Source organism: Aquabacter sp., assembly GCF_965279295.1.
Taxonomy (GTDB): Bacteria; Pseudomonadota; Alphaproteobacteria; order Rhizobiales; family Xanthobacteraceae; genus Aquabacter.
In genome coordinates, this window is the sequence record NZ_CBDIHQ010000007.1 from 1 (window position 1) to 23,327 (window position 23,327).

20 protein-coding genes and 1 pseudogene are annotated in these 23,327 nt (G+C 66.5%); 10 read left to right on the plus strand and 11 right to left on the minus strand.

What is annotated here, in order from left to right; translation table 11 throughout:
- Nucleotides 1–709, plus strand: a 709-nt coding sequence (locus ADADO0_RS01995; RefSeq protein ID WP_511303412.1) for a flavin reductase family protein, incomplete at its 5' end; no start/stop codon positions are given.
- A gap of 242 nt (nt 710–951) precedes the next feature.
- On the opposite strand, the gene ADADO0_RS02000 is transcribed toward ADADO0_RS01995, so the two are convergent.
- Nucleotides 952–1,371 carry a DUF3597 domain-containing protein gene (locus ADADO0_RS02000; protein WP_511303413.1) on the minus strand — a complete coding sequence of 140 codons (420 nt, stop codon included), beginning with the start codon at nt 1,369–1,371 and terminating at the stop codon, nt 952–954.
- Nucleotides 1,372–1,462: 91 nt separating this feature from the next.
- Nucleotides 1,463–3,104: pseudogene (locus tag ADADO0_RS02005) on the minus strand (GMC family oxidoreductase).
- Between the two features lie 197 nt (nt 3,105–3,301).
- On the opposite strand from ADADO0_RS02005, the gene ADADO0_RS02010 reads away from it, so the two are divergent.
- Entirely contained in the window at nt 3,302–4,642 is a 1,341-nt protein-coding gene (locus tag ADADO0_RS02010) for an Nramp family divalent metal transporter (RefSeq protein ID WP_511303414.1), read from the plus strand.
- Between the two features lie 6 nt (nt 4,643–4,648).
- On the opposite strand, the gene ADADO0_RS02015 is transcribed toward ADADO0_RS02010, so the two are convergent.
- On the minus strand, nt 4,649–5,311 hold the full coding sequence (locus ADADO0_RS02015) for a GntR family transcriptional regulator (RefSeq protein ID WP_511303415.1): 663 nt from the start codon (nt 5,309–5,311) through the stop codon (nt 4,649–4,651).
- 266 nt (nt 5,312–5,577) lie between these two features.
- Here ADADO0_RS02015 and ADADO0_RS02020 point away from each other — a divergent pair, with 266 nt between their 5' ends.
- From ADADO0_RS02020 to ADADO0_RS02040, 5 genes are all read left to right on the plus strand, one after another.
- Nucleotides 5,578–6,948 carry a malonyl-CoA decarboxylase gene (locus tag ADADO0_RS02020; protein ID WP_511303416.1) on the plus strand — a complete coding sequence of 457 codons (1,371 nt, stop codon included), beginning with the start codon at nt 5,578–5,580 and terminating at the stop codon, nt 6,946–6,948.
- Entirely contained in the window at nt 6,945–8,471 is a 1,527-nt protein-coding gene (locus ADADO0_RS02025) for a malonate--CoA ligase (protein WP_511303417.1), read from the plus strand. The genes ADADO0_RS02020 and ADADO0_RS02025 overlap by 4 nt, the downstream gene beginning before the upstream one ends.
- Before the next feature lie 164 nt (nt 8,472–8,635).
- Nucleotides 8,636–9,655: a TRAP transporter substrate-binding protein DctP gene (gene dctP / locus ADADO0_RS02030; RefSeq protein ID WP_511303513.1), complete on the plus strand. Its 1,020-nt coding sequence runs from the start codon at nt 8,636–8,638 to the stop codon at nt 9,653–9,655.
- On the plus strand, nt 9,652–10,200 hold the full coding sequence (locus tag ADADO0_RS02035; protein ID WP_511303418.1) for a TRAP transporter small permease: 549 nt from the start codon (nt 9,652–9,654) through the stop codon (nt 10,198–10,200). The genes dctP and ADADO0_RS02035 overlap by 4 nt, the downstream gene beginning before the upstream one ends.
- The gene (locus tag ADADO0_RS02040) at nt 10,197–11,549 is read left to right on the plus strand and encodes a TRAP transporter large permease (protein WP_511303419.1); all 1,353 of its coding nucleotides are present in this window, start codon (nt 10,197–10,199) and stop codon (nt 11,547–11,549) included. The genes ADADO0_RS02035 and ADADO0_RS02040 overlap by 4 nt, the downstream gene beginning before the upstream one ends.
- 9 nt (nt 11,550–11,558) lie before the next feature.
- Here ADADO0_RS02040 and ADADO0_RS02045 read toward each other — a convergent pair whose 3' ends face one another.
- From ADADO0_RS02045 to lgt, 7 genes are all read right to left on the minus strand, one after another.
- Nucleotides 11,559–12,467 (minus strand): transglutaminase family protein, encoded by a 909-nt coding sequence (locus tag ADADO0_RS02045; protein ID WP_511303420.1) that lies wholly within the window; start codon nt 12,465–12,467, stop codon nt 11,559–11,561.
- A 6-nt stretch (nt 12,468–12,473) separates the two neighbouring features.
- Nucleotides 12,474–14,882 carry a circularly permuted type 2 ATP-grasp protein gene (locus tag ADADO0_RS02050; protein WP_511303514.1) on the minus strand — a complete coding sequence of 803 codons (2,409 nt, stop codon included), beginning with the start codon at nt 14,880–14,882 and terminating at the stop codon, nt 12,474–12,476.
- Between the two features lie 551 nt (nt 14,883–15,433).
- Nucleotides 15,434–16,387: a ribose-phosphate pyrophosphokinase gene (locus tag ADADO0_RS02055; protein WP_511303421.1), complete on the minus strand. Its 954-nt coding sequence runs from the start codon at nt 16,385–16,387 to the stop codon at nt 15,434–15,436.
- A 77-nt stretch (nt 16,388–16,464) separates the two neighbouring features.
- On the minus strand, nt 16,465–17,127 hold the full coding sequence (locus ADADO0_RS02060; protein ID WP_511303422.1) for a hypothetical protein: 663 nt from the start codon (nt 17,125–17,127) through the stop codon (nt 16,465–16,467).
- Between the two features lie 208 nt (nt 17,128–17,335).
- Entirely contained in the window at nt 17,336–18,106 is a 771-nt protein-coding gene (pgeF, locus tag ADADO0_RS02065) for a peptidoglycan editing factor PgeF (protein WP_511303423.1), read from the minus strand.
- Complete coding sequence (locus ADADO0_RS02070; protein ID WP_511303424.1) at nt 18,103–19,212, minus strand: class I SAM-dependent methyltransferase; 1,110 nt, start codon at nt 19,210–19,212, stop codon at nt 18,103–18,105. Before ADADO0_RS02070 ends, pgeF begins: the two co-directional genes overlap by 4 nt.
- Entirely contained in the window at nt 19,209–20,024 is an 816-nt protein-coding gene (gene lgt / locus ADADO0_RS02075) for a prolipoprotein diacylglyceryl transferase (protein WP_511303425.1), read from the minus strand. The genes ADADO0_RS02070 and lgt overlap by 4 nt, the downstream gene beginning before the upstream one ends.
- Before the next feature lie 194 nt (nt 20,025–20,218).
- Here lgt and ADADO0_RS02080 point away from each other — a divergent pair, with 194 nt between their 5' ends.
- From ADADO0_RS02080 to ADADO0_RS02090, 3 genes are all read left to right on the plus strand, one after another.
- On the plus strand, nt 20,219–20,926 hold the full coding sequence (locus ADADO0_RS02080) for a polyamine aminopropyltransferase (RefSeq protein ID WP_511303426.1): 708 nt from the start codon (nt 20,219–20,221) through the stop codon (nt 20,924–20,926).
- 15 nt (nt 20,927–20,941) lie between these two features.
- Entirely contained in the window at nt 20,942–21,631 is a 690-nt protein-coding gene (locus ADADO0_RS02085) for a DUF2161 domain-containing phosphodiesterase (RefSeq protein WP_511303515.1), read from the plus strand.
- Between the two features lie 73 nt (nt 21,632–21,704).
- On the plus strand, nt 21,705–22,085 hold the full coding sequence (locus ADADO0_RS02090; RefSeq protein ID WP_511303427.1) for a YciI family protein: 381 nt from the start codon (nt 21,705–21,707) through the stop codon (nt 22,083–22,085).
- A 14-nt stretch (nt 22,086–22,099) separates the two neighbouring features.
- On the opposite strand, the gene ADADO0_RS02095 is transcribed toward ADADO0_RS02090, so the two are convergent.
- The gene (locus tag ADADO0_RS02095; protein WP_511303428.1) at nt 22,100–23,272 is read right to left on the minus strand and encodes a polysaccharide deacetylase family protein; all 1,173 of its coding nucleotides are present in this window, start codon (nt 23,270–23,272) and stop codon (nt 22,100–22,102) included.
- Nucleotides 23,273–23,327: the final 55 nt, after the last annotated feature.

Here is a 23,327-nt window from a genome sequence, read left to right on the forward strand (position 1 = left end):
GGCGCCGGCGGGAAGTTTCGTGCTGCCGTCGCGCAATGAGTTTCCCATTGTTTTGATCGCGGGCGGGGTGGGCATCACGCCGTTTCTCTCGCTGCTGGAAACCCTCGCGGGCGCACCTGATGAGCCGGAAATCGTGCTGCACTATGGCTGCCGTGATGGCGCGAGCCACGCCTTCGCGGAGCGCCTCGCCGAGCTCGCCGGCTGCCTGCCCAATGTCAGCCTTCTCACCCATTACAGCCGGCCGAGCGCGGGCGATCCGCACGGGCCGGGGCGGCGGTTCGCGGCGGCGCTGATTTCGGATGATCTGATCCGGCGGCGGGCGCGGTTCTATATGTGCGCGGGCGATGCCATGATGGACGAGACGGCGGCCGCCCTGATTGCGCGCGGCGTCCCACCGTTCGAGATTTTCCGCGAGCGGTTCGTCTCCCCGCCTCAGCCCGCGTTCGACGGCGCAGCATCCCACGCCGTCAGATTCGCGCGCTCCGGCCGCACCTTCACCTGGACACCGCTGGAGGGCTGCCTGATGGCCTTCGCGGAGAACCACGGCGTCACGGTGCCAAGCGGCTGCCGGGTCGGCCAATGCGAAAGCTGCGCGGTGGGGGTGATTACCGGCTCGGTCCGCCACGTCGGGGGACCAGCGGAGCTTGAGGACGGAGAATGCCTCACCTGCCAGGCAGTGCCGGAGAGCGACTTGGTGTTGGACGTCTGAGCCCTGAGGCGGCCTCGTCTGCGGCCCGCTCTCATTTGGGCCGGCTCTGCCCTGCCCGTTCGCTGCCTGCCTCCCCCCTCGAGGGGGAGGGTTTGGGGTGGGGGGTATGGCGTCGCCAGAACCACCGCCGCCGAACCAAGTGGAGGCATACCCCCCACCCTGCCCTCCCCCCTCAAGGGGGGAGGGTTAGACCGCGCGGGTGGAGAGAGCGGTTTCGCCATGTAGAGCAACCGCAGCCTCTATCAGTGCTGCAATTCGGCGGGCAGCTTGCCGCCGTTCTGGGCGAGCTTGGCGATGACCTGTTTGTGCAGCCAGATGTTCATGCTCGCGCTGTCGCCGGTGTCGCCGTCATATTGGAGTTCCTGCGCCAGTTCCTTGCGGGCGGCGAGCGAGGAATCGATGTTCAGCAGCTTCATCAGGTCGACGATGGAGTGCTGCCAATCGAGCTTCTCCTTGTTCTCCTGCGCGAGCTTGTTGAGCACGGCGCCGACATCCACCTGCTGGCCGGTGGCGGTCGCGCTCGGCGAAGCACCGGCTGTGGTCGGCGCAGTGGTTGCGCCCGCCACGGGCGGAGCCGCACCGCCGGAGGTGCCGCCGGGCGGCGGCGCGGCGTTCGCGCTCTGGCCGAAAATGGCAGACATGATCCGTCCAAATATACTCATGTGTTCCTCCTGTTAGGGGCGTGTCGGAGGGACAACCGGCGCGGCGGATAAAAGTTCGCCGCAATCTTCACGCGGCCGGCGGGGGCGGTTCTCAGCCGCGCGCATCCTCCAAAATCATGGCCGCACCCTTCTCGCCGATCATGATGGTGGGCGAGTTGGTGTTGCCCGAGACGATGGTGGGCATGACGGAGGCATCCACCACCCGCAGGCCTTCGAGGCCGATCACCTTCAGGCGCGCATCGACCACCGCCATGGGGTCGGAGGGAAGACCCATCCGCGCCGTGCCCACGGGGTGGAAAATGGTGGTGCCGAGCTGGCCTGCCGCGCGAGCGAGGGCCTCCTGATCGTCGTTGGCGACCGTGGGGCCGGGCAGCATTTCGTCTGGGGCATAGGGCGCCAAAGCCGGCTGAGAGACGATGCGGCGCGCCACCTGGATCGATGCGGCGGCGACCCGCACGTCCTCGTCGGTGGAGAGATAATTGAGCCGAATTTCCGGGGGCGCGGCGGCGTCCGCGCTTTTCAGGCGGATCGTGCCGCGTGAGGTGGGCCGCAGGTTGCACACGCTCATGGTGAAGGCCGGGAAGCGGTGAAGCGGATCACCGAACTTGTCCAGAGAGAGCGGCTGGACATGGAATTCCCAGATCCGCCCGGTCCTTGTCCGGGCCGGAGCGGGTGAAGATGCCGAGCTGGGACGGCGCCATGGTGAGAGGGCCCTTGCGCAGGAAGGCATATTCCAGGCCCATGCCGGCGCGGCCGAACAGCGAGTGGTAACGTTCGTTCAGCGTGCCGATGCCCCGCACCTTGAAGATGGTCCGCAATTGCAGGTGGTCCTGAAGGTTCGCGCCGACGCCGGGCTTATCCAGCACCATGTCGATGCCATGGGCGGCGAGATGCTCACCCGGCCCGACGCCGGAAAGCATGAGAAGCTGGGGCGATCCGAGCGAACCCGCCGCCAGCACCACCTCACGGCGCGCCGTGAGCGTGCGGGTGCCGCCCTGTGTGCGCAGGCGCACGCCGGTGGCGCGTCGGCCGTCGAACGTCACCTTCTCCACATGGCCGGCGGTGATGAGATCGAGGTTGCGGCGATGGAGCACCGGCTTGAGGAAGCCGCGGGCCGCGCTCCAGCGCAGGCCGCGCTTCTGGTTTACATGGAAATAGCAGCTTCCCTCGTTGTCGCCGGTGTTGAAATCATCGATCGGGCGGATGCCGCCTTCCGCTGCCGCGCGGCGCACCGCATCGAGCAGCGGCCAGGTTATGCGCGGGAATTCCACATGCCATTCCCCGCCTGTGCCGTGGCTGGCATTGGGCCCGAGGAAATGATCCTCGTGTTTCTTGAACAGCGGGAGCACATCGTCCCAACCCCAGCCGGACAGGCCGAGCTGGCGCCAATGGTCATAATCTGCCGCCTGCCCGCGCATATAGACCATGGCATTGATCGCGGACGAGCCGCCGATGGTCTTGCCTCGCGGATAGGACAGGCTGCGCCCGTTGAGGCCGGGCTCGGGCTCGGTCTTGAAGCACCAGTCGGCGCGCGGATTGCCGATGGCGAAGAGATAGCCGACCGGGATGTGAAACCAGATCCAATTGTCCTTGCCGCCCGCCTCGATCACCGCGACCCGCACATTGGGATCGGCCGACAGGCGGTTGGCGAGCACGCACCCCGCCGAGCCCGCACCCACGACCACATAATCGTAGACGTCCGTTCCCGCTGCCGATGACGCTACCGAAGACATGGCGCGCTCCTCCCGTTTCGTTTTGCCGGACTTTGGGGGCAGCGCCGCCGCCCGGCAAGCGTCGGCCAGGAGTTTTCCCTGGGAACGCAGGGGAAGACCCGCGTGGAAGGAATTTGCAAATCGTTCGCAATTGCGTTGACAAGGTAAGGGAACCAACGCATCTTTATTGCGATTAATTCTTATTTTCAGAGTGTGCCATGCTGGATCAGGTGACGGGAGCAAGTGCCAAGGGGTGGCGGCGCGAGCGCGGCGATCCATCTTTGGCGGATGTCCACGGCACCGTGGAGGTCGGCAACAAGCGCGGCTTCGCCCGGCTGTTCGCCTTCATGGGGCCGGGCTATCTGGTCGCCACCGGCTATATGGACCCCGGCAATTGGGCGACCTCGCTCGCCGGCGGCTCGCGGTTCGGTTACGCGCTGCTCACCGTCGCGCTGCTGTCCAACCTGATCGCCATCCTGCTCCAGGCGCTGTGCTCGCGGCTCGGCGTCGCCACCGGGCGCGATCTCGCCCAGGCGTGCCGCGACAGCTTCCCCAAGCCTGTCGCCTTCGTGCTGTGGGGGCTGGCGGAAGCCGCGATCTGCGCCACCGACCTCGCGGAGGTGATCGGCACCGCCATCGGCCTCAACCTGCTGTTCGGCATCCCGCTTGAGATCGGCGTCATCATCACGGCACTGGACGTGTTCCTGATCCTCTGGCTTCAGAAGCTCGGCTTCCGGTTCGTGGAGGCGCTGATCGTCGGACTTCTGCTGGTCATCGCCAGTTGCTTCGCGGTCCAGATCGCGATGGCCGACCCCAATTGGGGCGATGTGATCCGCGGCTTCGCGCCGACCACAGAGATCGTCACCAACCCGGACATGCTGTATCTCGCGCTCGGCATTCTTGGCGCGACGGTGATGCCGCATAATCTCTACCTGCATTCGGCCATCGTGCAGACCCGCCGGCACGACCAGACGGAGAGCGGCATCCGGCAGGCGATCCGCTATGCCACCTGGGATTCCACCTTCGCCCTGATGTTCGCACTGACCATCAACGCCTCGATCCTGATCCTGGCGGCCTCCGCCTTCCATGGCGGCGGGCAGCAGATCGACGATCTCGGCAAGGCGCACGAGCTGCTTAACCCGCTGCTGGGCGGTTCGCTGGCCCCCATGCTGTTCGCGGTGGCGCTTTTGTGCTGCGGCCTCAGTTCCACGGTGACAGCCACCATCGCCGGACAGGCGGTGATGGAGGGCTTCCTGCACATCCGCCTCCAGCCCTGGCTGCGGCGGCTGATCACGCGGGGCATCGCCATCGTGCCGGCGGCGGTCATCACCATCTCCTATGGCGAGAGCGGCGCCTCGTCGCTGCTGATCCTCAGCCAGGTGGTGCTTTCGCTGCAATTGCCGTTCGCCATCGTGCCGCTGGTGATGTTCACCGCCGACAAGCGCAAGATGGGCATCTTCGTCGCGCCGCGCTGGCAGAGTGTGCTGGCGGCGCTGGCCGGGCTGCTGATCATCTCGCTCAACATCAAGCTGCTGGTGGATTTCTTCAGCGGGGCTTGAGTCGCCTCACGTCTCGTCCGCCTGCTCTTGGAGCGCGGCGAGCAGGGAGATGAAGCGTTCGCCCTGCACCAGCACATGGGCGCGCAGATGCTCCGAAGCCGCATCAGCATCCCCTGCCAGGACGGCGGCGAGGATCGCCTCGTGCTCGGCGAACGAAGCCTCCACCCGGCGCGGTGCGCCAAGCTGGAGGCGGCGATAGGGCTGGAGGCGCAATTGCAGGCGGCGGGCCTCCTCCGCCAGCACGCGGTTGGCGGTGGCGGCATAGATCGTCTGGTGAAACACCGCATTGGCGGGGTAATAAGCCGCGCGGTCCCCCGCCCGCACCGCCGCGGCGCAGGCGGCATGGGCGCCTTCCAGAGCAGCGCGGTGCTCGCCGGTCATGCGCCGCACCGCGAGGCGACCGCAGGCGGCCTCGATTTCCGCCATCAGCTCGAAGGATTCGATCAGCGCGCGCGGCCCGAGCAGCGTCACGAACGCCCCCCGGCGCGGGCGGATCTCCACAAGGCCGGAGGAGGCAAGCTGGATCAGCGCCTCGCGGATCGGCGTGCGCGACATCTCGAAACGCTCGGCGAGGCCCACCTCATCCAGACGCTGACCGGGCCGCAGGCGGCCGGACACGATGTCGTCTTCCAGCGCCTCCCTCAGGCGCGGGGTCGCCTCGCCACGCATGCATGTTCCTCCGGGAACAACGATAACACGCTGAAAAATGCATGCATTACAATCTTGCATACATGATGATTGACTTTTGCCGGCGTCGGACGCTTCATGGCGCCCGGTTCAAGGGAACGCACATCGCATGCGGACGCGCTGTCCAGATTATCGCTTTGGCGCCTGCATTTTGCACGAAGGTCGTCCGTCTTGCACGAAGGTCGTCTTGCAATGCGGCGCGCGCCCCTGTCCCATGGGGGCTGGATACATCGGGCGGAGCGGCACGCATGACTTCCAATTCCAGCTTTTTCGGTGATCTGCTCACCACCATCGCGGAGCGCGGACGGGCGCTGCTGGACCGCAACAGCCGGGTCAACGGCGCCACCAAGGCGGCAACGCTGGTGGACCGTTGCGACGACCTGCTCTCGGGGCGCGGCGAAGCGTCCGGCGTGGCGTTGGCCACCGATATTCTTGACCGCTATTCCCGCATGAAGACCGGCGAGCGCATCGCCTTCTTCGAGGCTCTGCTGGAGACCTTCGGTCCCGACCTGCCGCGCCTGGACAAGGCCATCGCCGCCTATGCCAAGAATCCGTCGGAAGCCGCAATCTCCGAACTGCACGGCGCCAGCGAACCGCGCCGCCAGGAGCTGTTCCGCCGCTTCAACCTCGCCGCCGGTGCCACCTTCAGCCTGGTGCGCATGCGCGAGGATTTGATGGATGCCATGGCGCGGCGCAAGGATCTGGCGCCGGTGGACCGCGACTTCGGCCACCTGTTCTCGTCCTGGTTCAACCGCGGCTTCCTCGTGCTGCGGCGGATCGACTGGTCGACACCCGCCAACGTGCTGGAAAAGATCATCCGCTACGAGGCGGTGCACGAGATCAAGGACTGGAACGACCTGCGCGCCCGCGTGGATTCGCCCGACCGCCGCTGCTACGCCTTTTTCCACCCCGCTCTGGTGGACGAGCCGCTAATCTTCGTCGAAGTGGCGCTGATGAAGGAGACGGCAAGCGCCATCGCGCCGATCCTCGATCAGTCGCGTACCCAGATCGATCCGGGCACCGCAAACACAGCTGTTTTCTATTCCATCTCCAACTGCCAGCGTGGGCTGGCGGGCGTCTCGTTCGGCCATTTCCTGATCAAACAGGTGGTGGAAGAGATTTCCCGCGAGATTCCCTCGCTCACCACCTTCGTCACGCTCTCCCCCGTCCCCGCCTTCCGGGCGTGGCTGGATGCCGAACGGGCGAACGAGACATCCGCCGTGCTGAATGCCGCCGACCGGCACGCGCTGCGGCACATGGATACGCCGGAATGGGCCCAGACAGCCGAGGCGAAGGCGGAACTCACCCCGGTCATCTGCGCCCTCGCGGCCTATTTCTTCCTGGTGGCGAAATCCTCCAGGGGACGCCCGCTCGACCCGGTGGCACGCTTCCACCTGGGCAACGGTGCGCGCCTTGAGCGCATCAATCCCATGGGCGATCTCTCGTCCAAGGGCGTCGCCCAGGCCGCTGGCCTGATGGTCAATTATCGCTACGTGCTGGCCGATATTGAGAAGAACCACGAGACCTTCGCCGTGAAGGGCGACGTGGTGGCAAGCCAGGCGGTGAAGAAACTCCTGCGCGGGGAGAACGCCTCGCGCGCTTTGGTATCAACGCAATGACCTCCACGAACCATTTGTTCGCGGCCTTCCGGGCCGCCATTCCCACGCTCGACACGCCGCTGGTGTTCCACCCCGATGGCGGGCAGGAAACCTATGGCGATGCCCTCGCCCAGTCCGGCCGGCTCGCGAACCTCCTGGTGGCGCGCGGCGTAAAGCCCGGTGACCGGGTGGCCGTGCAGGTGGAGAAAACCTGGGCCGCCTTGGTGCTCTATCTCGCCTCGGTGCGCGCGGGCGCGGTCTATCTGCCGCTCAACACCGCCTATACCTTGCCTGAACTGGAATATTTCCTCTCGGACGCGAAGCCGACCGTGCTGGTCTGCCGGCCGGAAATCGAGGACGACGTGCGCGCGCTCGCAGCGTCCCTCGGTGTCCCCTGTGTCGAGACGCTGGGCGCCGACGGCGTCGGCACGCTGACCGTTGCTGCGGCGGATTTCCCCCAGTCGTTCGAGGATGTGGCGCGCGGGCCGGATGATCTCGGCGGCATTCTCTACACGTCAGGCACCACCGGCCGCGCCAAGGGCGCCATGCTGTCCCACGAGAACCTGCTCTCCAATTCCCGTACGCTGCGCGACTATTGGCGGTTCACCAAGGACGACGTGCTGATCCACGCCTTGCCGATCTTCCACACCCACGGCCTGTTCGTCGCCACCAACATCATTCTGCTGGCCGGCGCGCGGATGATCTTCTGCCCGAAGTTCGACGCCAAGGAAGCCCTGTCGCTGATGCCCAAGGCCACCAGCCTCATGGGCGTGCCCACCTTCTACACCCGCATGCTCGACCAGCCGGGGCTGACTCGCGAGGCGACGGCGCACATGCGCCTGTTCGTGTCCGGCTCCGCGCCGCTGCTGGCTGAAACCCACCGCGCGTTCCAGGAGCGCACCGGGCAGGCGATCCTCGAACGCTACGGCATGACCGAAACCGGCATGAACACGTCGAACCCCTATGACGGGGACCGCCGCGCCGGCACCGTGGGCTTCCCGCTGCCCGGCATCGACGTGCGCATCACCGACCCGGAGAGCGGCAAGGTTCTGGAGCAGAACGAGATCGGCAGCATCGAGGTGCGCGGCCCCAATGTGTTCAAGGGCTATTGGCAGATGCCGGAGAAGACCGCCTCGGAATTCCACGATGGCTTCTTCATCACCGGTGACCTCGGCAAGATCGACGAGCGCGGCTATGTCCAGATCGTCGGGCGCGGCAAGGATCTTGTCATCACCGGCGGGTTCAACGTCTACCCGAAGGAAGTGGAAGGCGAGATCGACGCGCTGCCCGGCGTGGTGGAAAGCGCCGTCATCGGCGTGCCTCACAAGGATTTCGGCGAAGGCGTCACCGCGGTGATCGTCAAGGCCAAGGGCGCCGTCCTGACCGAGGCCGAAGTGCACGAGGAATTGGAAAAGCGCCTCGCCCGCTTCAAGCTCCCCAAGCGCGTGTTCTTTGTGGACGAACTGCCGCGCAACACCATGGGCAAGGTGCAGAAGAACGTTCTGCGCGAGACCTACAAGGATATCTATCGTAGCGTTGCATGAGTATCCGCCCACCGGCGCCAACCGGTGGGCTCCCAACGTCAAAGCCGGGCGCCAAACCGCCGACGTTGGAGGGTGAATATAAACCCGCCGGATCAACCGGAACGGGACATAGGGACAGGAAATGCCACAGGGCCGCTCGCGGCCCAAGGGAGGATGACGCCATGTTGATCACCCGTCGCACTGTGCTTGCCGGGGCGCTCGCCGCGCCCGCCCTCATCAAGCTCACCGGAACCGCGAGAGCGGCCACCACGCTCAAGATTTCCCACCAGTTTCCCTCCTCGAACGGGGATGAAGGCGACTTCCGCGACCGTCTGGTGCGCAAGTTCGCCGCCGAGGTGGAGAAGCGGTCCAACGGCGAGGTGAAGTTCGAGGTCTATCCCGGCTCCTCGCTGATGAAGACCAATGCGCAATTCTCCGCGCTGCGCAAAGGCGCGCTCGACCTCTCGCTCTACCCGATCTCCTATGCCGGCGGCGAAGCCCCCGAATGCAACATCGGGCTGATGCCGTGCCTGGTCTCCTCCTATGCTCAGGGGCTTGCCTGGAAGAACCAGCCGGTCGGCAAGGAATTCACCACCTATCTTGAAGGCAAGGGCGTCAAGATCCTCACCTGGGTCTGGCAGGCGGGCGGGGCGGCGAGCCGCGACAAGCCGCTGCTCACCCCGGCGGATGCCAAGGGCATGAAGGTGCGCGGCGGATCGCGCGAGATGGACCTGATGCTCCAGGCGGCGGGCGCGGCCGTTCTGAACCTGCCCTCCAACGAGCTTTACGTCGCCATGCAGACCGGCGCCTGCGATGCCGGCATCACGTCCTCCACCAGCCTGATTTCGTTCCGGCTTGAGGAATTGTCCAAGAACCTCGCGGCCGGTCGCGGCAAATCCTACTGGTTCATGCTCGAGCCCCTGCTCATGTCCAAGAGCATCTATGACGCCTTGCCGAAAGCACAGCAGGAATTGCTTTCCACGGTCGGCGCCGAGATGGAGCCGTTCGGCCTCAAGGGTGCGCAGGATGACGATCTGCATGTGATTGAGGTGTTCAAGAAGGCCGGAGCGCAGATCAACGATCTCTCCACCCAGGTCATCGACCAGTGGAAGCCGATCGCCCGCGACACCGCCTGGAAGGATTACGCCGCAAAGACGCCGCTCTCCGCGAAGCTGCTGAAGCTCGCCGAGGAGGTCCAGGCGTGAGCCACGGGGCCGAGGCGGGGCCGGCCGCCTTCGCGCCGCCCGCCCATCCCGCGGTTGCGGTGCTGCACCGGGCTCTGACCCTGCTCAACGGGGTCATCCTGGTCGTTGCCTCGCTGGCGCTGGTGGCGGCCAGCGCGATCCTCTCCTACAGCGTCGCGGTGCGCTTCTTCTTCCACGCGCCCACCTATTGGCAGGACGAGGCCGCCATGTTCCTGCTGGTGGGAGCGACCTTCATGACCGCCGCCTATGTGCAGAGCCGGCGCGGCCATGTGGCGATCGAGGCGCTGTCCGCGCTTCTGCCGCCGCGCGTCAACGCGGTGCGGCTGTTCCTGGTGGATGTGGCTAGCTTCGCCTTCTGCGCCTTCTTCGCCTGGAAATCCTTCGTGCTGCTGGAGGAGGCGTGGGTGGACGGGCATGTCTCCTCCTCCACCTGGGCGCCGCCCATGTTCATCCCCTATGGGGTGATGACCCTCGGCATGACGCTGCTCTCGTTGCAGATCCTGCTGCAGATCCTGACCGCTCTGACGGGAGGGCGGCGCGCATGAGCACCCTTGCCGTCGGGCTGATGTATGGGGCGGCAACGCTCTTCACCATGTTCCTGGGCATCCCCATCGCTTTCGCCCTCGGAGCGGTGGCGGTGGTGTTCATGTTCAGCTTCATGCCGTCCGCCTCGCTCGATACGGTGACGCAGAACGTCTATGAGGAGATGGCTTCCATCACCCTCATGTCGATCCCGCTGTTCATCCTCAAGGGCGCGGCCATCGGCAAGTCGCGGGCCGGCGCGGACCTGTATTCCGCGCTCCATGCCTGGATGCACCGCATTCCCGGCGGGCTCGGCATCGCCAACGTGTTCGCCTGCGCCCTGTTCGCGGCGATGGCCGGGTCCTCGCCCGCCACCTGCTCGGCCATCGGCTCCGCCGGCATCCCGGAAATGCGCCGGCGCGGCTATTCCGGCTCGTTCGCCGCTGGCATCATCGCGGCGGGCGGCACGCTCGGCATCCTGCTGCCGCCCTCCATTACGATGATCCTCTATGCGGTGGCGGCGGAACAGTCGCTCGGGCGCCTGTTCCTCGCCGGGCTCGGGCCGGGCCTGCTGCTGGTGGTGCTGTTCTCCAGCTATGCGGTGATCCGATTCCGCCAGGAATTCGCCCGCGCCAAGGCGGTTTATGCAGCCGGCGGCGCGTCCTCGGCGCTGCTGATCGAAGAAAACATCACCATGCGGGACCGCTTCGCGGTGCTGCCGCGGGTGCTGCCCTTCGTGGTGCTGCTCACCGGCGTGATGATCGCGCTCTATGGCGGCTACTCCACCCCGTCTGAGACGGCGGGCCTCGGCGGCATCCTCGCTTTGGTGCTGGTGGCGACGATCTACCAGGTGTGGACGCCGCGCGACCTCGCGCCGATCCTCACCTCGACGATCCGCGAAGCCACCATGTTGATGCTGATCATCGGCATGTCGCTGCTCTATTCCTATGTGATGAGCTATCTGCACATCAGCCAGGCGGCGGCGCAGGCGATCGTGGCGCTGCAGCTCTCGAAATGGCTTCTGCTGGCCACCATTTTGCTGCTGGTGGTGGTGCTCGGCTTCTTCCTGCCGCCGGTCTCCATCATCCTGATGACCGCGCCGATCATCCTACCGCCGCTCCGCTCCGCGGGGTTCGACCTGATCTGGTTCGGCATCGTCATGACCATCGTCATGGAGATGGGGCTGATCCATCCGCCCGTCGGCCTCAACATATTCGTCATCAAGAACATCGCCCCCGACATCCCGCTGAAGGACGTGATCTGGGGCACAGTGCCGTTCGTGCTGCTGATGCTGATGGCGGTGATCCTGCTCTGCCTGTTTCCGCAGATCGCCACCGGCCTGCCGGACGCTGTGATGGGCAAGGGCCGCTGACGCTGCGCCTCAGGAGGCCGGCGCGTCCGCCTGGGGGCGCTCCACGGGGATGACATCGACGCCCACCGCGAGCCGATGCTGGCCCGAGGCGAGGATCACCCCGTCCACCGGCGACACGTCGGCATAGTCGCGCCCGATGGCGAGGATGATGTGGTCCTCCCCAGCGGGGATGGCGTTGGTCGGGTCGAGGCCGATCCAGCCGAAATCCGCCCCGCACCACACTTCGGCCCAAGCGTGGGTGGCATCCGCCCCCGCGAGACGCGCCTGGCCCGGCGGGGGCACGGTGCGCAGATAGCCCGAGACATAGCGCGCCGGCAGGCCCATGCCGCGCAGCCCGGCGATCATCACCTGGGCGAAGTCCTGGCACACGCCTTTCTTGGCGGCGAACGCCTCCGAAGGCAGGGTCCGCACGTCGGTCGAGCCCGGCAGGTAGGTGAAGGCCTTGTTGATCCGGTGCATCAGTTCCAGCCCTGCCACCAGGATCGGCCGGTCCGCGGGGCAGCTTTCCGCCGTCCAGTCGGTGATGGCGGGGTCGATGGGGATATGGCGGGTCGGAAACAGCGCGTGCACCGGCGAGGCAGGGCTGAGGTCGAACGAATTGAACGCTTCCGCCCGCACCAGATCGATGATCGGCGTCTCCAGTGGGTCGGGCAGCGGCACGTCGTGAACCTCGATGCGTGCCTTCATGGTGATGTCGAGCACCTTATGGGGGGTGTCGATGGTGACGTAGCAGACCGGATTGCCGAAAAAATCCTGGCCGTGCTCGATGTCTGTCGGCTCCGGCTTGGTGTCCAGCATGTGGGCGATGACATGCTGGTGGGCGCCGCGATCCACCGGCGTCAGGCGCAACACCTGCCGCGCCGCACGCACCGGGACGCCGTAGGTATAGGTGGTGGTCTGGCGGATATCGTAGAGCATGGGTGCCTACCCCTGGCCCGGCCAGGAGGCGTCGGCAGAGGCTTCCTGGATGAAATAATGCGAGGCGATTTCGTCGGACAACAGCATCAGGTCGCTCTCCAGCGCCTCGAAGTCGCCGAGGTCGAAACTGTCAGCGCTTGAGGCCGTGAGGTCGGCCTGCATCCGCGCCACGAGGCGCTCGGCGAACGGCGGCGGCTCGTCCGGGTCGCGGCCGGGCAGCACCTTGAGGTGGGTCGCCATGCGCAACACCTGGAACGCGAAGGAGCGGGGATTGTCCGGGTCCAGGAGGATCAGGTCGAGCACCGGGCCGCGCGCCTCCATCATCACATAGCGGCTGCGATAGGTGATCTGGCTGTCCGCCAGCTGCAGCAGGATATCGAGCGCACCGCGCGGTGCGCCGGGTTCGGCGAAGGCGCGCACGAAGCGCATCAGAGTGATGGAGCGTTCGATGCGCCGACCCATCTCCAGGAAGCGCCAGCCGGTCAGGCGGTTCATATTCTCGCTGGCGAGCCCCGAGAAGGCGGCGACGATCCGCAGCGCCGCATCCGCACGCTCATAGGCGTCCGCCTCTGTGGGCGAGGTGGGCACCGGCGCCTCGACGCAGGCCTCCAGATCCACCAGGGCGCGCCAGGCATCTGGCGAAAAGCGGTCGCGGATCACGGATGCCGCCGCGCGGGCGCTCTTGACCAGTTGCGGCAGCGCGCCCGACAGGTCCTGGCGCGTCAGGGCGGCGATGGCGTAGCGGCCGGCGGTGGCGCGCGGCAGATCGCGGGGCATGGCGCCGGCGGCGGAGAGCAGGGTCAGCAGCCGCGTCACCAGCGGGCTGGATGTGACTTCCGTTTCGGAGAGACGCCCCACCAGCGCGCGGACGAGGCGCAAGGTCGCCTCGACCCGCTCCACATAGCGGCCAAGCCAGAAGAGATTGTCTGCTGCCCGGCTCGGCAGCGTGCCCGAGGAACGGCGCACCCGCACATTGTCCGGGCTCGGCAGCAACGTGGTGGTGGAGACATCGCCTTCCGCCAGCACCCAGACGTCGGCCGAGCGGTCGCCGCGCTGGATCGAGAAGGCGCGTGCATCAACGCTTTCCGAGATGCGGCAGAATCCGCCAGGCATAACACTCCAGCCATCCTCGGTGGCGGCGAGGAACACCCGCAGCGTGAACGGGCGCGGCACCAGGCGGTCGCCGGTCCACACCGGCATGGTGGAGAGCCGGGCGACATCCTGGCCGACGAGGTCCGCGCCGCGCCGCGCCAGCAGCATGGAGAGCTTGCGGCGCTCGGGAATACCGAGGTCGGCGCCGAGGATGGTCTCCCGCAGGTTCATGCCGGCGACGGAATTTCCGAACGCGGAGGCGATGACCAGGGAATCCAGATTTTCCATCACTTGGGTGCGTTCCGCCTCCTGCCCACACCACCAAGTGCCGACATGCGGCAGGGCAAGTCCGTGACCGAGAGCGCGGGTGGCGAGACGGGGCAGGAACGCCATGAGGGCGGGGGCCTCCACGAGGCCGGAGCCCAGCGCATTGGCCAGCACCGTGCCGCCGGAACGCACCGCATGAACCAGGCCGGGCACGCCGAGGCGCGAGCGCCCGTTGAGTTCGAGTGGGTCGGCGAAATCGCTGTCGAGGCGGCGCAGCACGACGTCGAGCCGCCGCAGGCCGGCCACCGTGCGCACGAACAAGCCGTCCCCGCGCACCGTGAGGTCCTCGCCCTCCACCAGCAGGAAGCCGAGGTAGCGCGCCAGCAAGGCGTGCTCGAAATAGGTTTCATTGAGCGGGCCTGGGGTTAGCAGCCCGATACGCCCCTCCCCCGTGCGGTCCAGCTTGATGAGCGAGGTGCGGAACGCCTGGAAGAAGCCGGCGAGGCGCTCCATGTTCATGGCGCGCGACACATCTGGCAGGGCGCGGCTGAGCGCGAGGCGGTTTTCCAGCGCATAGCCGGTGCCGGAGGGCGCCTGGGTACGATCGGAGAGAACCCACCAGCGCCCATCGGGCCCGCGCCCGACATCCGCCGCGTAGAACCTGAGATATCGCCCGCCGCGCGGCTTCACACCCACCAGGGGGCGCAGGAATTCCGGGCTGCCGGCCACCGCCGCCGCCGGCAGCGCGCCGGTCTTGATGAGGGTGGCGGGGCCATAGAGATCGCCGAGCAGCCGGTCCAGCAATTCGGCGCGCTCGGCGAGCCCGGCGGACAGGATGTCCCAATCCTTCTTTTCGATCAGCAGAGGAATGTGACTGAGCGCCCAGGCGCGCTCACGCCCGCCGGCGTCGTCATAGACGCGATAGAAGACGCCGCTTTCGCGCAAATAGCGGTCGGCCGCGTCGAAACGGCGGCGCACTTCCTCCGGTCCCATTTCGGCGAGCGCGGAGAGAAAGGGAACCCAGTGGGGGCGCGGATGCCCCTCCGCGTCCATCATCTCGTCCCGCACGCCGGGCAGAGTCGCGTAGCTACCGAGCACACTGGCGACGGCGGCTTCCTTGAATGCTTCGCTGCGCTGCTCCGCCCCGGACACGCTCAGCCTTTCCGCCTTGACCGACCCCGCAAAAAATCGGGTCACGCAGGATCACCACGCGTCTGGCCGTCGCTGCAACGCATTAGACCCGCGATCCGCCCGCAGGGAAAGCGACTTCTCCCAAAAAAGCACCGCAACCTATTGAACGGCTAAGCTTTCCGAGGAAATTTACAATGATCGAAAAATACCGGGGATGATCACCTCGCAGGACTCCCGCGAAGACCTGCATTCATGACGGAGAGGCCCGGATGAAGCGTTCGACTTGCCGTTGGGTCGGGTGGGAGCTTCTGGGTCGGGCTTCTGCCCCCTCCCCAGCCCTACCCGCAATCGAGAGAGGCCACTGCCAACTATGCAACGGCCCCTCGGGGCGAGGTGAAAGCCGCCCAGCTTTTGCGCCTAACGAACTTTGACGCTCAGCGAGAGGCAATAACTGCCGGTTCACGGGGGGGAGAGCTTCAGTCGAACAGCGAGGAAACCGATTCCTCATGCGCGGTGCGGGCGATGGCCTCGCCGATCAGCGTGCCGATGGATAGCACCCGGATATTGCGCGCCACGCGCACCGCTTCAGTGGGTTGGATGGAATCGGTAATCACCAATTCCTTCAGCTTCGAGGCGGTGATGCGGGCCACGGCGCCGCCGGAGAGAACGCCGTGAGTGATGTAGGCGTGCACTTCGCTCGCGCCGCGCTCCAAAAGCGCCTCGGCGGCGTTCACCAGCGTGCCGCCGGAATCGATGATGTCGTCCACCAGAATGCAGCTTCGGCCGGCCACATTGCCGATCACGTTCATCACCTCGCTCTCGCCAGGGCGCTCGCGGCGCTTGTCGACGATTGCGAGTTGGGCATCGATACGCTTGGCCAGCGCGCGGGCGCGCACGACGCCGCCCACGTCCGGGGAGACCACCACGAGGTTGCTGAGGTCGAACCGTTCCTTGATATCGCGCACCATGACCGGCGCGGCATAGAGGTTGTCAGTGGGGATGTCGAAGAAGCCCTGGATCTGGCCGGCGTGCAGGTCCAGCGTCATCACGCGGTCGGCGCCGGCGTGGGTAATGAGGTTGGCCACCAGCTTGGCCGAGATCGGCGTGCGGGGGCCGGGTTTGCGGTCCTGTCGGGCATAGCCGAAATATGGCAGGACGGCGGTGATGCGCTTGCAGGAGGCACGGCGCAGCGCATCGATGATGATGAGCAGCTCCATGAGGTGGTCATTGGTGGGGAAAGAGGTGGACTGGATGACGAACACATCCTGTCCGCGCACATTCTCCTGGATCTCGACAAAGATCTCCATGTCGGCGAAGCGACGGACAACGGCCTTGGTCAAAGGCGTGGCCAGATAGGCCGCAATCGCCTCGGAAAGGGCCCGGTTGGAATTGCCGGCCACAAGCTTCATGGATCCGTTCTCGCTCGACATCTACGCCCGCCCGCTGACTCGGGGAAACATCCCCTCAACGCTCTGATTGGCGGCGGGAAGAAACTTTGTAAAGCCGTTCACTGCGCGGCAAAGGCGAGCGGCGAAGAGGTTGACGCATCCGCCATAGGGACACCATCGCCCATGTCTACGGGGGTGGGCGCGGCGGCGGGCGGCTCGGCCGGAGCCGTGGCGGGCGCCGCTTCCGCCGCGGCGGGCGCAGCCTGCTGCGGCGCGGAGGCACGCTGGCCGCTGACGGGGGGGATGCCGAGGGTTTCGGCAAGCGAGGCCATGGAGGTTCCGGCGATCCGGGTGAGCACAGCTTCGTCGCACACCTGCCAGGCGTCGCCCTTCACCCGCTTGACCACTTCCTCGCCGGACAGCCGAGCAACACGCTGCTTGCTGGCGTCGAACACGTCCCACACATAGGCGACTGAGGTCTTGTCCTTGGAGCTGTTGACGGCGAGATAGCCGCGTACACGGTAGGCGGCGGGCTGGCTGCGGGAGACTACTTCCACCTTCTGGGCTTCCGCCTCAGTGGTGAGATGGCCCACCAGCTTCTCGAACGTGGCCTTGGGCGGCCCATCAATGGATTCGAAAGCGAGTGTGCGGGACGATCCGCCGGCCATTCCCGAACCATCGGTCTGGCAGCCGGCGAGCGCGAGGCCCATGCCGACCAGGGCGACCCGCATTGCGAGAAGGAGAGGACGCGCGCCGTGGCGGCTCACCGTCGCATTGCTCATCCGCCACCCCTTCTTCCGACCTGATGAAGGAGGGTTACCGTTTATTAACCGACAGGTCCAGCGCGGCGGTTAAGACACCGTTAAGGCAGACACAGTTTTTCCACGAATCGGACCCTTTTCCTCCATCGGAAAAGCCGCAGCGACACTGACTTTTGTCGGCTTCGGGTCCGCCTCTTAACTATTCGGTCACGAATGTGTTGAGGATGGTTCAGGCCTCGATCGTGATCGCCGCCACCAGCCGGCCGTAGTCCTGCTCCTTGCGGTGCGTCGAGCGGCGGTAGCTGAAGAAGCGGTCCTCGTCGCCATAGGTGTCGAGGCCGAGATCCTCCACATGAACCACGCCCGCCTCCGCCAGCCGGTGAGCGATAAAGGCGGGCAGGTTGAACATGGCGTGGCCGGGGCGCTCGGCGGCCTTAAAGAAGCGCGCGAATGCGCGTTCGGTGTCCAGGAAACGGCCCATGAAATCCTCGCCCACCTCGTAGCTCTGCTGGCGGATCAGGGGGCCGATGACGGCGCGCACGTCGGTGCGCCGCGTGCCCAGGCCCTCCATGGCCTTCAGCGTGCCCTCGATCACTCCGCCAAAGGCGCCCTTCCAGCCGGCATGGGCGGCCCCCACCACCTGCGCCACCGGGTCCGCGAACAGCACCGGTCCGCAGTCCGCCACGGTGATGGTGGCACCTAAGCCGGGAATGGCGGTGACCACCGCATCGGCCTTCGGTGCGTCCTCGCGGGTCCAGGGCTGGGTCACCACAACGGCGTCGGGGGAATGCACCTGCCAGCAGGCCATCAGCATGCCGGGCTCCACGCCGATCGAGCGGGCCATACGCGCACGGTTCTCGGTCAGGTGGTCGGGATCGTCGTGCGAGCCCATGCCCCCGTTGAGGCTGGCATATATGCCCTCAGAGACCCCGCCCCGCCGGGTGAAGAAGGCGTGGCGGATGCCGGGGAGTGCGGCGAGCGAGGCGGCTTCGATCTTCATGCGTCCGGCTCCGCGAAGGCGTCTTCCGCTCCGAAGGCCGGAGGCGGACCAAAAGTGGGATCACACAGGCAGAGCACCTTGAACAGGGCGCCCATCTCGTCCGTGCCGCTGCCGGCAAGGCGAGAGAGCGCCGCGGTGATGGCCTTGCGTTGGGAGGCGTTGGTGTTCTGCTGAAGCCGTTCGGCGCGCTGCACGAGACCTAGACGCAGAAGGAAGTCGCCCTGGGTCAGGGGCCCATAAGCGATGGCGCCGGCGGCGCGCGCCCTGCGGGCGAAGGCGGCAAAATCCACATGGGCGGTAAGGTCCGCCTCGCCCGGCGCCTCCAGCGGATCGGCGAATCGATGGTCGCGCACCGCTTGGAAGCTGTCGCCCAGACCGCTTGCCTTCGGCCCATAATCGATCACCAGCGCGGCACCGCCCTGCGCGGCGAGCCGGGCCGCGAGGGCTTCTTCGGCGCCGCTCTCCAGATGCTCCAGCACCGCGGCTTCGGGTGCATCGGGAAAGCGCCGGCTCAGGGCTTCGCCCATGGGGGAGGGGCGCGGGTCGAGGCCGAACACCAGCTTGCCATCCGCGCCGAGGCCGACCCGGCGCTCGTGCCAGCCCTGTGCGCCGCGCACGAATTGCGAGATCGGCAGGGCATCGAAGAATTCATTGGCGATAATGATGGCGGGTCCGTCGGGCACATCTTCCAGGCAGTCGTGCCATGATGGCGTGATGCCGGGAAGAGCCGCCGCCTGCCGGGCGCGCAGCGCCGGGCTGGTTTCCACCAGATGCACCTGCGCTGCCTCGCCGAACGCCGGCAGAACCCGTCCGGCGCGCAGCGCGTCGGCCATCAACGTGCCCCGTCCGGGCCCGAGTTCGACCAGATGGATGCGATCGGGCGACCCCATCTGCTGCCAGGTCGCCACGGCCCAAAGGCCGAGAAGCTCGCCGAACATCTGGCTGATCTCGGGCGCGGTGGTGAAGTCACCCTTCGCGCCGAGCGGATCGCGGGTGATGTAATAGCCATAGCGCGGATGCCCGAGGCACAGGGCCATGTAGCGCGACACCGGGATCGGCCCTTCATCCGCAATCAAGGCGCGGATTTCGATTTCCAGAGGCGTCATTGGCGCGCCTCGCGTAGGCTGTAGAGCACCAAAGCCATGCCCCCGAACACCACTGGCAGCGACAGCAGCATGCCCATGGTGGTGCCGAAGGCGAGGTAGCCCACCTGCGCATCCGGCTCGCGGAAGAATTCGCCGACGATGCGGCCGAGCCCGTAGCCGATACCGAAGATGCCTGCCGCAAGGCCAGGCCGCTTCAGCGCCCCCGTCCGTACGCAGACGAGCATGATCACAAACAGTAGCACGCCTTCCAGCGCCGCTTCGTAAAGCTGGCTGGGATGTCGGGGCACATTACCGCCAGAGGGAAAGACCACCGCCCATGGCGCATCCGAAGGCCGGCCCCACAATTCCCCGTTGATGAAATTCGCCAGCCGGCCGAACAGCAGCCCCAGCGGCGCCACCACGCCTGCCACATCCAGCAGCGACATCACGCGGATGCCCCGCGAGCGGGCGAACAGGACCAGGGCGATCAAGGTGCCGGCAAGGCCGCCGTGGAACGACATGCCGCCCTTCCACACCATCACCATCTCGGCGGGGTGCTGGAGGAAATAGCTGAAATTATAGAACAGCACATAGCCGGCCCGGCCGCCCAGGATCACCCCGAAGGTGGCCCAGAACAGCGCGTCGTCCAGGTCCACTGGCTTCATCGGGGCCGTGCCGCCCCAGAGCGCGGGCCGCGCCACAAGCCAACGCGCGAGCTGCCAGCCGAGCAACAGGCCGGCGATATAGGCCAGCGCATACCAGCGGATGGCAAACGGCCCAAGCTGGATCAGGACCGGGTCGAGGGCAGGGAAAGGCAGCGCGAAGGTGAGCATGAGGCTCCCTTGGGACATGGGCCGTGGAGCCGGTTTCGGCACGGGCGATGGCAGCCGGTTTGCCCGCAGGCGGTGGGTCCGTCAAGGTGGAGGGCCAGCGATGGCGTCTTCCATCTGGCGATGCACCCGCGCTTTGTCCTATCTAGGGCGGTGCGCAATGAGCGCATCGAAATCTTGAAGAGTCCCCCCCCCCCGTGATTCCCTGGTCCCAGCTCGATACGGCCCAAGTGCCCGGAGGCGGCGGCGAACTTCGCCTCATGCGGCGCGGCGCTGAATTCTCCATCATGACGGGGGCGACCGAACTGATGAACAGCCGCCTCAGCGGCTCGGAAAAGGCGCTCGCGACCCTTGTCTGCGAGCGGCTGAAGGACCGGCCGCAGGCGCGCATGCTGATCGGCGGTCTCGGCATGGGCTTCACGCTGCGTGCTGCGCTCTCTGTGATGGGCCCGCAAGCCGGGATCGTGGTCGCCGAACTGGTGCCGGCCGTAGTGGCGTGGGCGCGCGGGCCGATGGCGGAGATTTTCGCCAATTGCCTGGACGATCCCCGCGTGCGCGTCAGCGAGGGGGATGTCGCGGCGCTCATCCAGACCTCCAGCGCTGACTTCGACGCGATCCTGCTGGATGTGGACAATGGGCCGGACGGGCTGACCCGCGACGCCAACGACGTTCTCTACAACATGGCGGGGCTGGCGGCAGCGAAAGCGGCGCTGCGACCGGGCGGCGTGCTGGCGGTGTGGTCCTCCGGACCGGACCCGAGCTTTACCCAGCGCCTGCGCAAAGCAGGCTTCGCGGTCGACGAGGTGCGGGTGCGGGCGAACGGTTCGGGGGGCGCGCGCCACATCATCTGGATCGCCACCCATATCGGCCAGCGTCCGGCGACCCCGGCGCGCCGGCGCGCGTGATCGGGAGGGCTGAGCCTGGAGACCTCTCTCTATCTTCCCGTAAAAGGGTTTCTGGAAGGTCTCGGCTTTTCCGTGAAGGGCGAGATCGGCGGCTGCGACTTGGTGGCCGTGGCGCGGGATGGCACGCCGTTCGTGGTGATCGGCGAGCTGAAGCTCAGCTTCAATCTCGAACTGGTGCTTCAAGCCGTGGATCGTGCGGGCGCCTGCGACGAGGTGTGGCTTGCGGCGCGTACCTCGCTTCGGGGAAACGGCCGGGAAAGCGACTCCCGCTTTCGCAATCTCTGCCGCCGTCTCGGTTTCGGCATGCTCGGGGTGTCGCCATCGGGCGAGGTGACGATCCTGGTGAGCCCGATTTCGCCAATGCCGCGCAAGGACCCGCGCCACCGCTCCCGGCTGGTTGAGGAGCACCGGCGGCGACAGGGCGATCCGGTTGCCGGCGGCGGCTCGCGCGTGCCGATCATGACCGCCTATCGCCAGCAGGCGCTGCTCTGCGCGGCAGCGATGGCGTCTGGCCCCATGCGCCCGCGCGACCTGCGCGCTGCGGCTCCGGACGCAGGAAAAATCCTGATCGATAATGTCTACGGCTGGTTTGTTCGGGCCGAGCGCGGCGTCTACGACCTGACGCCGATCGGCCATGAGGCTCTGGAGCGCTGGCCGCAGGCGGTGAAAATCACTGAGGGTGCCGAAGAGGACATCCCCGGCTGACCGCCTGTCGGGATCGGCGCACTGCCAGCGTCTTTAGAACGGGCGCGAAGCCCGCACGGGGAGAAAGATCGACATGCTCTACGCCATCCTTGCCTATCACGAGGAAGAGGTGGTCACGTCCTGGAGCCCGGATGAAGACGCGGCTCTGATGGACGACCTTAACAAGGTCCATGATCGCCTGACGCGGGACGGGAGCCTTGGCCCCGCCGCCCGGCTCGGCGCCACGGCCGATGCCTGCACCCTGCGCGGCCCAGGCGCCGGCATCATCATCGATGGTCCATTCGCCGAGACCAAGGAACAGCTTCTCGGCCTTTATATGCTGGATTGCGCGAGCCGGGATGACGCGATCGCTGCGGCCCGCGATCTGCGCCGGGTCAATCCATCGGCGGTGTATGAGATCCGCCCGATCCGGCTCTATCTTCCCGGCGTGCCGTTTCCCGTCACCGAGGGATAGGTTTCGCCTGTCGATCAGAACGGGCCGCTGACCACGGGCGGGCGGGCAATAGCGGAAGCCGACTTACCGGACGTTGGGGTCGGGGTGATTTGCATCGGCATCATCTGCGCCGGAGCACCAGTTGTGGCAGGCTGCACGGGGCGCGGCTTCTTGCGAGGCGGCGCCGGAGCAGCGGGGACGGCGGCGACCTTCGGTGCGGCCGGCTTGTCCATGGCGATCAGTTCGGAGATCGTGACGAACTTGTAGCCCTTGGCGATCAACGCATCGAGCACGCGCGGCATCGCCGCCACCGTGGTGGCGTGGATGTCATGGGCCAGCACCACGGCGCCGGGGCGGACCTGCTTCATGATCTGGTCATAGATGCTATTGGCATCGCGGACTTTCCAATCCAGCGGATCCACCGACCAGTAGATCAGGCTCATGCCGTACTTCTGCTCAATATGGTGCTGAAGCGAAGGGGTCATGGCGCCGTAGGGCGGGCGCAGATATTTCGGGCTGGTGCCGGTCGCGCTCTCGATGACCGCAGAGGTGTCCTCGATCTGCTTATCCACCGCCGCGACGGTGAGCTTGGGCAACTGAGGGTGATTCCAGGAGTGATTCCCCACTTCATGCCCGGCCGCGACGATGCTCTTGAGCGTCTCCGGGCTTGCCACGGCCTTGCTGCCGAGCACGAAGAAGGTGGCCTTGATGTTCCGCTCGGCCAGCATCTTGAGCAGCTTGGGGGTGGTCTCCGGGTTCGGGCCGTCATCGAACGTCAGCGCGATATAGGGGCCGTCCACCTGTGCGGAATTGAAAGCCATGGGACCGCGCGGACCGGCGGGAATTGCGGGCGTGGCACTTGCTGTCGAAGCGGAAGGCGCCGGAGCAGGCGGGATCGCGGCAAGGTCGGGCAGCGAGGGCAGCACCTTGTGATTCGATGGCGCCGGCGCGGTCGGCAGCACAGCCGGAGCGGTGCGGGCCTGCTGGGTGGTGGCAGGGGTTGCCGGTACAGCAGCGGGCGCCGGAGTCGGGGCAAGGCCGAACACCGCCAGGAAACCAAACGGATTGAACGATGAAGCCGGCGCGGCTGCGGCAGCCTCCTGGGTCGGTGCGGGCGCCGGAGCCGATGACAGCATCTGGCTCGACGCGATACCCAGCCCGAGCGCAACCGTGGCCACGAACGCTGAAACTGCGACAATCACTTTCACGGCGCCGACTTTCCAAGAGGTCGATGACAAGGGGAGTTTGCCTCCCTTTGGGTGG

Coding starts and splice junctions, on each gene's coding strand:
- ADADO0_RS02000 (WP_511303413.1), bottom strand. CDS start 1,371: ATGAGTATATTTGGACGGATCATGTCTGCCATTTTCGGCCAGAGCGCG.
- ADADO0_RS02010 (WP_511303414.1), top strand. CDS start 3,302: ATGCTGGATCAGGTGACGGGAGCAAGTGCCAAGGGGTGGCGGCGCGAG.
- ADADO0_RS02015 (WP_511303415.1), bottom strand. CDS start 5,311: ATGCGTGGCGAGGCGACCCCGCGCCTGAGGGAGGCGCTGGAAGACGAC.
- ADADO0_RS02020 (WP_511303416.1), top strand. CDS start 5,578: ATGACTTCCAATTCCAGCTTTTTCGGTGATCTGCTCACCACCATCGCG.
- ADADO0_RS02025 (WP_511303417.1), top strand. CDS start 6,945: ATGACCTCCACGAACCATTTGTTCGCGGCCTTCCGGGCCGCCATTCCC.
- ADADO0_RS02040 (WP_511303419.1), top strand. CDS start 10,197: ATGAGCACCCTTGCCGTCGGGCTGATGTATGGGGCGGCAACGCTCTTC.
- ADADO0_RS02045 (WP_511303420.1), bottom strand. CDS start 12,467: ATGCTCTACGATATCCGCCAGACCACCACCTATACCTACGGCGTCCCG.
- ADADO0_RS02050 (WP_511303514.1), bottom strand. CDS start 14,882: ATGATGGACGCGGAGGGGCATCCGCGCCCCCACTGGGTTCCCTTTCTC.
- ADADO0_RS02055 (WP_511303421.1), bottom strand. CDS start 16,387: ATGTCGAGCGAGAACGGATCCATGAAGCTTGTGGCCGGCAATTCCAAC.
- ADADO0_RS02060 (WP_511303422.1), bottom strand. CDS start 17,127: ATGAGCAATGCGACGGTGAGCCGCCACGGCGCGCGTCCTCTCCTTCTC.
- pgeF (WP_511303423.1), bottom strand. CDS start 18,106: ATGAAGATCGAAGCCGCCTCGCTCGCCGCACTCCCCGGCATCCGCCAC.
- ADADO0_RS02070 (WP_511303424.1), bottom strand. CDS start 19,212: ATGACGCCTCTGGAAATCGAAATCCGCGCCTTGATTGCGGATGAAGGG.
- lgt (WP_511303425.1), bottom strand. CDS start 20,024: ATGCTCACCTTCGCGCTGCCTTTCCCTGCCCTCGACCCGGTCCTGATC.
- ADADO0_RS02090 (WP_511303427.1), top strand. CDS start 21,705: ATGCTCTACGCCATCCTTGCCTATCACGAGGAAGAGGTGGTCACGTCC.